Below are 9,855 nucleotides of genomic sequence, written 5' to 3' on the forward strand. Positions count from 1 at the left end.
CTCGCTTTTTTGCTTGGGGTTATTGCGCCGGTCTACTTGGTGTGGTTGGCAGGGAAGGTGGTTGTGGGGCGGTCTGAGCTGCTGGCCGTTGCGACGGTGGCGCCGTCGTGGCCGATCGTGTCGATGCGTAGGCGAGGTAGATTGCGCTCACGAACACGATCAATGGCAGCCAGAGCTTACGGCCCTTCGATGTAGGTCGAACTTGCTGCACAAGTTGAGCCGGAGTGGGCGCCGCTTGGGACCAAGATAATCCCGTGCCTGGGAGGCCCACGCTGGCCCGCGCCCCTTTCGTGCCGAACGTGTAGCGAAATCCGCGCCCGCCAATTGACAGGCTAGTGCTCCTCAGGCCGGAATTCCAACGAACTCCGGGCAGCAGCCGGATCGAACGACGAAAGCGCAAACCCATGATGCCCCCTAGCCCACCGCGGATATTTACCCAACTTGACGCCGCCTGCAACCGAAAGGGGTGTTGATCGGTTTTGCGCCCATGCATACTCCGGTCTAAAGGTTTGGTGCTCAAAAGGCGATATCCGGAAAATCACGGACATCCAGCTCAGGCCGAAACAATTTCGCCCTGATCTAATGAGTTTCGACCAAAGTCGAACAATGCGACGATCTTGGCCTGCTGGGTGCCGCTTGCGGGAATTCCAGTCCGAACCCAAATGGGTCGGGCTAGAAGGCGGCCACGGCGGACACGACTTTCCTACGACATGCTGGCAGAGTTCGGGCACAACTACAATCCGACCCTTGTTACCTTCGTCACGGCCGTGCACGTCCTATGTCCCGATGCCGTACCTGCCTTCGCCGATGCCCTCGATCTGATGCGCATCCTGCTGGATGAATTGCGCAGCATCGATCTCGATCATCCCGATACACAAAGGGCGATCACCTAGGTCAAGGCCGTCCTTAAAGATGCTAGGCGGTCGAGCTAATTCCTGCGCATCGCTATGTTGGCAATAGGCGGCACGGGTCTTCCAATGGCGTCATTACGGTCACCGCCTCCCGGGCGCGAGTCACCGCCACGTGCAAGTTGAATCTAGCCGACCGTTCGGCGTCGCCGCCTCTGCGAGGCATGTAGCGCTGAAACGTTCCCTCGAAGACCACTACTTCATCAAACTCCTTTCCTTTTGCTTTGTGAATTGTCATAACTGTTGCGCCTCGATGTGACCGGCTTGTGGCTGCAAACTGGTCCTCCGTGAGAGCGGCAGCGAGAAGCACCCGTGCGTCTCGGTAAGCGCCATGAGTTCGCCACGCGTCCGCAAGGCGAGACTCGATCTGTGCGCCACGCCGAAGTAGGCGCATATGTCGCGCTTCTCTCCCAATAGCTACTAATTCGGCTCGATCGCTCGCACTGAACAGCGCTCGTAGGGTCCGCCAATCAGCTATGGGATCGCCGGTCAGGCTAACTGCCGACACTCCATCAACGAGGGCCTGTACCCCGGGCCCAATCCCGCGCGTCCCCAGCGCCGCGAGTCCACGCGTCCGAGTAGCCGCTGCTAGCGTACGATATCGTACGGCCCTTCTGATGCTGCTATCGGAAGCCTCCTCTATGCGACCGAGTTCAAAAGCCGCTAGCCCATGCAGGATGTTGGCAGCACACTCATCCCGATTGCCTTCCGGTTCCATCAGCAGGGCGATAAGGTTTGCCGCCAGCATCGGCCCCTCGGCAGCGACAACGATGTCAACAGGGTAACTCGGCAAGCCATGATCAGTCGCCGCCATGTAATCAAACACGTTCACAGCGAGCGCATTGGTCGGAACTAGAATCGCAAGCGACCATTCCGGATTGCGGCGCAGGCGTGCCACCATTCGAAGTACATGTTGCTTGAGTCGTCGTAGGCTCCTGCCTCGATATCGCAATATGGTGACCCCGGCATAGTCTGCGGCTGTGAACTCACCAGTGATAATGTCATCTGCAAAGTTGGGGATGGCCGTTCCAGCGCTGCGATTATTTTCTCCTCGGAAATCAAATGGCGTGGGGTTGAAGGTCGCGATAAACTCATCAAAGCGACGAGGATCGGCACCTTTGAAATCGTAAATCCTCTGCTTTGGGTCACCGAGCGCGATCAGACGACTCTGGCGGCCAAGGCGTGAAATCATGCGCCACTCGTCGGCATTCGTGTCCTGGAATTCGTCGACAATGATCAAGGGATAGGCGCGCCCATAAGCCGCCGCCAATGAGGGGGCTCGCTCGAAAAGCTCTGTCAAAAGAGTCGGAAAGAGATCGAAGGCAATCAACCCCTCGCGCTCGAATAGTTGGCGTTGCAACGCCACCCGTGCGTCGCCCTCCGTTCCCGCCAGACGACTTCGTGCCTGCGCTGGCAAAAGGAGAGACACTCCGGGTTTGGCGCAGAGCAGATATCCGTGACTTCTAAGAACTGTCCAAGCAAAACCGTGGTAGGTGTTGATCTCGATCCGCGACATTAGCGCCCGTGGGATGGTCGCAGTCGCTCGCTCGGCGACGCGGGCGATTGTGGCTCGTGCAAAACTCAAAAATAGTGCTTTGCCGTCTGGGTCGAGCCGCTGAGCCTGCAAGTCGGCGCACGCCTTGGCGAGTGCAATGGTCGTTTTTCCTGAACCGGCACCGCCCCTAACGAGGATGTTGCCGCCAGTCCGCAGTAGGGCTTGTCTTTGCTCGCACAGAACCAAGACCATGCTGGTCAGAGTCAGAGTAAGAAGTTGGGCTGGACCGCCTGAGCCGGAGCCGGCGCGGCAATCATGTTCTTTAGGGAGGTAATGACTCTGATCATCGTCGGCGGGAATTGGCCTATTTGGCACTGCCCGAGGAAGATTGTCAGATAGTCATCACCCTTCTTATGCTTGAACAAGGCTAGGAAGGGGGCGGCGTACGCCTCGTCAGGTGAATTCGGTGGAGGCAACAAGTTATTCAAAGATATCGGCCATTCACCTGCGGCCACGAAGGATTTAACGCACCAAGCTTGCATGCTTATGTGAAACTCGGCGGCAAGCAACGCTTCAAAACCCGCATAGGGCTGTTCAAAAGTTGCCTGACAAGCGGCTTCGATCGCCTGACGCCCCGCTGGCTCCTGCTGATCAAAAATTGCGGCTACCGTCTTTCCGAGCCCCCTGAAAAAAGTGAGGAATGGCGCAACGGCACCTTGGCCACCGGCATCAAACGGTACCCAGCCTAACGCATCGAGCCGACTGAAATTCACTGGATCAAGTTCAGCGGCCCGTCGCGCAACCGCGCTATAGGCAATCAACTCGGTCTTACCTTCTACGACGATCACTCGTCGCGAGAGCAAAGCTTCGCAGAAGCGGGTGCGGAATCCGTCCCGAAACACCTTGAGTTTCAGATTCTCCGGCAACTTTATACTCGTGGCCGTCAAGACGCCGTGAGGGTCGCGATTGAGCACTGTCATCTGTTCCGGCGGAAACTGTTCAATTACGTAAGGCGAATGGGATGTGAACAACGCCTGCGAAGCAAGACTTCGCACCTTGTCCACAACTCGTTTCTGTACGTGCGGCGGAAGCGACAGTTCAGGCTCTTCCATGGCAAAAATGACGCGCCCATTTCGTCGTTGCGCGATGAGCCCGAGCATTGCCAGTACCAAGGCGTTGATCGTGCCACTTCCTTGGTGCTGGAAGGGCGCCCCATAGCCAGCTACGCCCGTTGCAAGAAAAGATTTCAGAACTCGACGCAAATCCTCTCGCGTAAGTTCCGATACCCGAAGATGTGGAGCGTCTGCCCATTCGCCTGTGACGATGTCGCGCATTGCATCGCGAATCGCAGTGAGGATGCGGCCAAACTCCGGATCGCTATCGCCGACGACATCGAGGTCCCGGAGCCGATGGAGCAGGCCCTCCCACATTTGCGTGCGGACTTCATAGGTCTTTAGGATTACGTCGAGGAGTGAACCGCGTTCCATTGACAGGGCGCGACTCCCGGTGCGAAGGGCGCGCAAGTGGAGAAAGCCAAACTCACGCTTGTCGGAAGATCGGCATTCGCTGATCGGCGTGCCATCGTCTTGACGCGGCACGGCGAACCAAGTCTTTGCACTGAAATCATCGTTTTCTGCGTCGTAGGTGCCCACGAACCGAATACGAACTGCGGGTTCGATGCCGGGCTGACCGATCATCGCTCCTTGGCCAGGGCCAACGAGGGTGCGGTCTATCTGACGCCAAAACTCAATGTTGTTTCGAAACCGCGTTGACAGGTGTTCGTCCAGGCCCGCGATTATGACCTCGATGACAATGTGCTTTTGTGGCTGGCCTTCGATCGAAAGATAATCACCACCGTGGAAGTCGTGCTCATCAATGGCTTGGACGCGGGCCAGCCGATCAGGGCCAATGGCCAGTTCTATAGCTTCGAGAACAGTAGATTTGCCGGTGTTGTTGTCACCGAGTAGGACCGTCGTTCCGGAGAAATCGATTGATGCCTGTCGAATGCCGCGAAAATTCTCTATATAAACACGTGTAAGCCGCACTGTGTCCCCCGCGTTGCGTGCATGGGGACGATACCAGTCTGACAATTGAATGTCTGCGGGTTATTGCCATGCATCACCACTTTCACGTGTTTTTTTTGCACGTGGATTGAGTGCGGCGCACAATTCGATGGTTTCTTTGATAACGGCTGTAGATCGCGGGATACCAATTCGACGCCCGCGAGCGCCGCGAGGGCTGTACCTCTATCGCATGACTCGCTCAACCGCTGCGCCCGTCCGGGGTGAATCAGATTCCGAAAATTTTTGGCTCGACCCGCCTGTTCGCCAGTTTCTGGCTTTATCAAGCCAAGTAGTGTCGCCGCCTCGATGAATTGCGCGAGATCCCATGTTTCTGGTCCGCCCCTTGGCTTATTTTTCATTCCGGAAGGAGGACTCGTGTGGCCACCGGCTTGCACTGCGGCCAAAAGGAGCGCTTCAATTGCTGCGCCTGCTAGAACTGTGGCGGCCTTGAAGTCGCTTCGATGAAGTGCATCGAAAGCGCTGCTGATGTCGAGACGTATGCTTTCCCGTAGGGAGTCGTCAATGATGAATACCAACTCTGTCGTGGTTGGTGCGGGTCGTTCATCCGGGCATTTACTCAGAGCGTCTCGGACCAAGTGAACCGGACTCTTACCGTCGAGAGTGCGAGGCGGATCGTCCCCACCCCTGAAATTCCAACGCTCGATGGCTGCACCCATCGATTCAAGACCAACCACGAGGCCGGTGTAGTCGTCGCCGCTTATAGTCAGGAGCTCGACTGGAATATCGTCCACGAGGTTGATGATCGAAGCCAATATCGCTGCATCTCCTGAGTACACCGTCATGCTGGGCGTAGACTTAGCCAACGGGTAGACGCGATCAATCAATGTGACCACTTGGGATGGGACAACCTTTGAAATGGCACGCTCCTTCTGGTTTAGGCGACCGCGCGGTCTTCTTTGTCGGCCCCGCGCATCACGATCTTTAACGCATCATCTGGCAATGGCCGCCGCAGCGCCTTTGCCTCATCCATGGCGCCCGCATCCAGACATCATCGTTCGTCAGAACCACGGGCATGGCCTTCGAGTGGATCGGCTTGACGATCGCGTTCGGCGCGGTCGTCAATAAAAATCGTCTTCTCTCGTCAGCCTCCTCGACCTCCGCATCAAACTCGTCGAACTCCTCCGCCAGGTCCTCTTCCACCGCAGCTTATTGGATTTGTTGCCGCGCCCGCTCTAGCCGTAGCCGTGCGAGCAATGCATTGCGGTTCATATGGGATGAGCCGGACCTGTAGAACTCGACGTCGAGTGCTAGCATGGGCCCAAAATACGGATCAGCTGTAACATGAGCCTTCGATCCGCTGGAGTTTAGGTTCTTCAGGGCGCTTTCATAAGAATAGAGCCACATTGAACTTCGGAGGCCATCCGCCGTTAGGCTGCGGTCCCACAATGATTGGTCGATGCCCCCCTGAATGAGGCCAAGACGTTTGGCGTCGCTAATCAGGATGGCAATCGCACTGTCTTCCACATCAAACAGCTCCGAGATTGCCGCCGCCCGAATGGGCGCCTTTAGGCAGATACAAAGAAATAGGAGCCAGCAGATTTCGCCACGCTTCTGCAAACGTGTGAGCGTCGGAATTCGCGCTGCCACAAAAGCTCCGACGCGCTCAACACCGACATCTTTCCTATCAAGATGTCGCAAAATTAGGACTTCGAGCATGATAGGAAGAACAGTAGAGTTCTGCCGGTAGCTGGAGAGCAGATAATCTTCAATAAGCCGCCATTCCCCGCATTCCAAGAAAAGGCGACGGGCGTTCTGAATAGCGAATTTCTGGACGTTGGCTTCCGGGTGGGCCCGAACCGCCACCTCTATGCCGTAGAAATACTGAAGAAGGCTGCCTCTATCAGCATTGGAGCCCGGGAGAAGGCTTCTGACGTGTTCTTTCCATGCCGCCGGGAAGAAAGGTCCAGTTGGTGAAATGCTTGTCTTGTTGTTGTTCAACTCTAGCTCAAATTCGTTCACGCAACGACGGACAGCTGCGACAATGATCTCAGCCTCCTGCCGCGAGGTGCAGCCGAAGGTATAGTCGTCTACAAAGCGCATTCCCCCGCGTTGTTTTGCGCTCCAGTTTCGCTTGCCCTTGAGCGCAGTCTGCAGCGCTTGATCAACAGCAGTGCCAATAATTTCCGCCAGCAACCTGGATGTATCGGGACCGACAGGCAATCCGATAGTCTGCCCGTCCTGAGCGTTCCGCACGAGAAGATCGAGAAGATTCCCGTACATGGTCATGTCCTGTTTTTTCTTCTTAGCGAGGACTTTGCCATGGATCGCCCACGGAATAATGTGCGTGTAAACCGAATGAAAGAAAGCCGCGATATCGGCCTCTGCCAGTAGCTCGTACCCTGCGTTTAGGGTTACCCTCTGTGCATCCCGAGCGTCGAACGCGGGCCTGATGAGCGCTCGTTCACCCGCCCAGTCAAATATTGCGGGCGCGATAGAAATCTTTGAACGCCGATTGAGCTTCCGGATACCGACATAATTCTCGGCTAGGACCTTTGACAAATAAAAGTACCAGATGGGATTGATGTATGCGTGTCTACGGTCCTCGCGGCCGAAGCGAGGAAAGTGAAAAACGGCACGCTCGCCCTTGAATAGATGAAAGTGCGGAGGGCCCTTTTTCTTCGAGGCATTGCGCTAAATGCCTTTAGAACCGCCTCGCGGTTAGCCCCGAATCGCTCGCTGTAGAAACAAGAAGGCATTTCCGGGGGGAAAAACCCATTCGAGAGAAGGCGGGCGTGTCGCGCCTTAGGCGTATTAGCGCTCATGGCGATATGTCTGTATTCTCTTTCGTGGTGAGCGGTTGGCCGAATGACAAGTATATCGACGAAAACTGATTCTTAGGATAACTTGTAATACAGGCGAAATACTACTTAAAAGATACTTTCATAGCCGGGATGGGCGGTGTGCTTCAGAAATCCACGCTTGAGCAAGTCGTCACCACGGGTCGGTCTGCTGCCGCAGAAGACGAGGCCAACGCCGCGCCTCTACTCAACACCATCGTTATTGCGGAGCCGGAAAAAGCATAAAGGGCGAGGACATTTATAATCTCATTCAGGCCGCGAAGGCTGAGAACGTCACCGTCGAGCAAGCTTCGTGACCTTCAAGGCGCGAACATTACCACAACGGTATCTCCGGGGCCCGGAGTCGTCGCTCAGGCCGTTCGTTCCGGTGGTAGAAAGCGGAAGCGCCGGGACGCGCTGCTGGTTCGGCAGGATCGCCAATGGCGCGAGCGCCTAAAGCGGCCAACTGATCCGCCCGAATAGCCCTCGTCCTTGGAGCCGATCCCGGGCGTTAGATGAACAAGCCAAGATTGGAAGGCACTCGGCGGATACTGACCCGCCGAGCCTTTGATATCTCAACGTTTTTTGCGTCGATACTTCTCCCACAAGGGGAGAAGGGCAGGGGCGCCCGCAATGAGGGGATTTACGCCACCGACACCAAAAGCTAGGCGGAAACCTGTCGGCGGGAACGTAGGTAGCCCTCCCCCTGACTCAAACCCCCGACTGGTCAAATAGGCCGAGATGATTTCAGTGGGAGCAGATCGAAAGCTGACCACCGATTGACCACCGAAACCCCGCGGACAAACGGCGATAAAGGTGGTCAATCGTGAGCGAACTTCATTGTTTTTATTGATCTTTTCGGCCGCTATTTACGTTCGGGACGCAGGGGTCGCAGGTTCGAATCCTGCCACTCCGACCATTCTTCCAAAAGTCGACGTTTTCCAGAGGCTTGGCGGACCGGCCGCCGGCGCCTCGGAACGCCTTTCTGCAACGATTTCGGGATCGGGTCCACGGCCGATTTGGCCGGGCAGGCCCGCTTGTTGCGGCGGCATGGCTTGTTGGTTGTCGGCGCTGACGCGCCGCAGGTGTGGGGTCCCGCCTACCGCCGCGCCACCACCACGCCCACCAGGAACGCCACCATCAGCGCCGGCAACGGGGCCTCGCGCACCATGCCGCGCACGACGTCGGGCCAGTGCTGCTCGGGGACCAGTCTCGGCGATCGTACGGTAGGCGCGGACTCGATATCCCAGCTTGATGCGAGTTCGGCGATCTCGCTTTGCGCCAGGCGCACGCCGTCACGCACGCGGTAGATCGCGGCCTCCGATCGCTCGTGCGGCGCGAGCGCCGTCAGCGTCGCGATGGCCGTGCGCAACGTCATCTCGCCAAAACCTTGCAGCCTCACCTGCTCCTCGGGATCGGACGTCATGCCAAATCCCTCACAGCGCAAAGTGGCGCGCGAAGGCGAAGGCCGCCGTCGCGCACAGGACCAGCGTGGAAACTGCGCCGGCGATGCCGCGTGCGAGATGAGCCCGTGTAAGATGCCTGGTCATGATCGTGCTCCATGCTCTGCATGGAAATGGCGGCGACGGATCTTGGTTCCTGCGCGCAAGAAGCGAATCGGCGAACTTACTTCCGCAGCAACTCGCTCAATGCCGCCGTCGCCTCGGCGCAGCGGATGTCGTCGATCTCGCGCGACAGGCTGAGCGCGCTCGCTCGCAGTTCTTCGAGTTTCCAGGTCTCCGGATGCTGGTTTTCGAGCTGAACGAGACGCTTGTTCAGATCGTCCAGTCTCGATTGGAGCTGCCCGATGCTGGCGTCTCCATTCACTTTCCAAACGCGCTGTGCACGCATCGTCGTTCCCTTAGCTGTCTCACGGCCTTGTGAGAGCGGTTCGTGGCCGGAATGGGAGTTTGTTTTGTCCGGCTTCAGATCGTGGGGAACCGTTGCAGATTCGCAACGATTTTCGGGGGTGATGCGCGGCCGCCGGCCGCTGCACAATGATACCCACAGGCATGGAATTTGATTGTGCCTGCATCGGCAGTAGTTGCATCATCGGGCCCTCAGGGGAGATCACCCGCGAGATGCACGACCACGGGCGACGAGATCGCGCTGGCGCGCTGCGATCCCGATCTCTGCAACTCGTACAAGCGCACCACCTTCAATTTCGACGTTCACCGCCAGCCGCAGGCTTATGGGATGATCGTGGAACGGAAGGATGTGACGATGACGGCGTATGGGACGCCGGTGTTGCCGAAGGGGGTATCCGTAGCCCGGATGGAGCGAAAAGCGTAATCCGGGGCCGCTCGCCCGGTATTGCGCACTCCATCACCGTCCCCCTGAGGTGCTCGCCTCTTTGGCGAGCCTCGAAGGGCGACGGCCCGACTGTGGCCGTCCATCCTTCGAGGCTCCCCATGGGACGCCTTGCGTCCCATGTCTCGCACCTCAGGATGACGGAATGAGCGTCGGTGTGTCGGCCGCTGTCAATCCACCGTGCGCAAAAATATTCCACTTTACCGAAATTCGGTTTCGGCGTATGTGTCGCGCATCCCGGCTCACCAAGAGGGGCGACTATGTGGTCGTCACTGTCGCGA

The 9,855-nt window shown here is 57.4% G+C and carries 8 protein-coding genes and 2 pseudogenes; 3 read left to right on the forward strand and 7 right to left on the reverse strand.

The annotated features are described in order from the left end of the window. Positions 1–19: 19 nt before the first annotated feature. On the reverse strand, positions 20–493 hold the full coding sequence (locus GGD62_RS41975) for a DUF4236 domain-containing protein (RefSeq protein ID WP_409333987.1): 474 nt from the start codon (positions 491–493) through the stop codon (positions 20–22). 217 nt (positions 494–710) lie between these two features. Between GGD62_RS41975 and GGD62_RS38510 the strand changes: the two genes are divergently transcribed. Then, positions 711–893, forward strand: a complete 183-nt coding sequence (locus GGD62_RS38510) for a hypothetical protein (protein WP_183714123.1) — start codon at positions 711–713, stop codon at positions 891–893. 52 nt (positions 894–945) lie between these two features. Here GGD62_RS38510 and GGD62_RS38515 read toward each other — a convergent pair whose 3' ends face one another. From GGD62_RS38515 to GGD62_RS38540, 6 genes and pseudogenes are all read right to left on the reverse strand, one after another. After that, complete coding sequence (locus GGD62_RS38515; RefSeq protein WP_183714126.1) at positions 946–2,655, reverse strand: UvrD-helicase domain-containing protein; 1,710 nt, start codon at positions 2,653–2,655, stop codon at positions 946–948. Positions 2,656–2,666: 11 nt separating this feature from the next. Further along, on the reverse strand, positions 2,667–4,448 hold the full coding sequence (locus GGD62_RS38520; protein ID WP_183714129.1) for an AAA family ATPase: 1,782 nt from the start codon (positions 4,446–4,448) through the stop codon (positions 2,667–2,669). After that, positions 4,424–5,239 (reverse strand): hypothetical protein, encoded by an 816-nt coding sequence (locus tag GGD62_RS38525; protein ID WP_183714132.1) that lies wholly within the window; start codon positions 5,237–5,239, stop codon positions 4,424–4,426. Before GGD62_RS38525 ends, GGD62_RS38520 begins: the two co-directional genes overlap by 25 nt. A gap of 122 nt (positions 5,240–5,361) precedes the next feature. Continuing rightward, positions 5,362–5,549: pseudogene (locus GGD62_RS41250) on the reverse strand (SOS response-associated peptidase); the annotation flags it as partial. A gap of 84 nt (positions 5,550–5,633) precedes the next feature. Next, positions 5,634–6,986, reverse strand: coding sequence for an RNA-directed DNA polymerase (locus GGD62_RS38535; RefSeq protein ID WP_183714135.1), 1,353 nt, complete (start codon positions 6,984–6,986; stop codon positions 5,634–5,636). 1,377 nt (positions 6,987–8,363) lie between these two features. Then, the gene (locus tag GGD62_RS38540) at positions 8,364–8,690 is read right to left on the reverse strand and encodes a hypothetical protein (protein ID WP_183714138.1); all 327 of its coding nucleotides are present in this window, start codon (positions 8,688–8,690) and stop codon (positions 8,364–8,366) included. 122 nt (positions 8,691–8,812) lie between these two features. On the opposite strand from GGD62_RS38540, the gene GGD62_RS38545 reads away from it, so the two are divergent. Together GGD62_RS38545 and GGD62_RS41255 are read left to right on the forward strand one after the other, a co-directional pair. Further along, positions 8,813–9,148 carry a hypothetical protein gene (locus tag GGD62_RS38545; RefSeq protein WP_183714141.1) on the forward strand — a complete coding sequence of 112 codons (336 nt, stop codon included), beginning with the start codon at positions 8,813–8,815 and terminating at the stop codon, positions 9,146–9,148. Between the two features lie 149 nt (positions 9,149–9,297). Continuing rightward, positions 9,298–9,556: pseudogene (locus GGD62_RS41255) on the forward strand (hypothetical protein); the annotation flags it as partial. Positions 9,557–9,855 lie beyond the last annotated feature (299 nt).

The organism is Bradyrhizobium sp. ERR14 (assembly GCF_014198235.1).
GTDB lineage: Bacteria > Pseudomonadota > Alphaproteobacteria > Rhizobiales > Xanthobacteraceae > Bradyrhizobium.

Excerpts from the sequence above, each read along its gene's own strand:
- GGD62_RS41975 (WP_409333987.1), bottom strand. The coding sequence starts at position 493 with ATGCATGGGCGCAAAACCGATCAACACCCCTTTCGGTTGCAGGCGGCG.
- GGD62_RS38510 (WP_183714123.1), top strand. The coding sequence starts at position 711 with ATGCTGGCAGAGTTCGGGCACAACTACAATCCGACCCTTGTTACCTTC.
- GGD62_RS38515 (WP_183714126.1), bottom strand. The coding sequence starts at position 2,655 with ATGGTCTTGGTTCTGTGCGAGCAAAGACAAGCCCTACTGCGGACTGGC.
- GGD62_RS38540 (WP_183714138.1), bottom strand. The coding sequence starts at position 8,690 with ATGACGTCCGATCCCGAGGAGCAGGTGAGGCTGCAAGGTTTTGGCGAG.
- GGD62_RS38545 (WP_183714141.1), top strand. The coding sequence starts at position 8,813 with ATGATCGTGCTCCATGCTCTGCATGGAAATGGCGGCGACGGATCTTGG.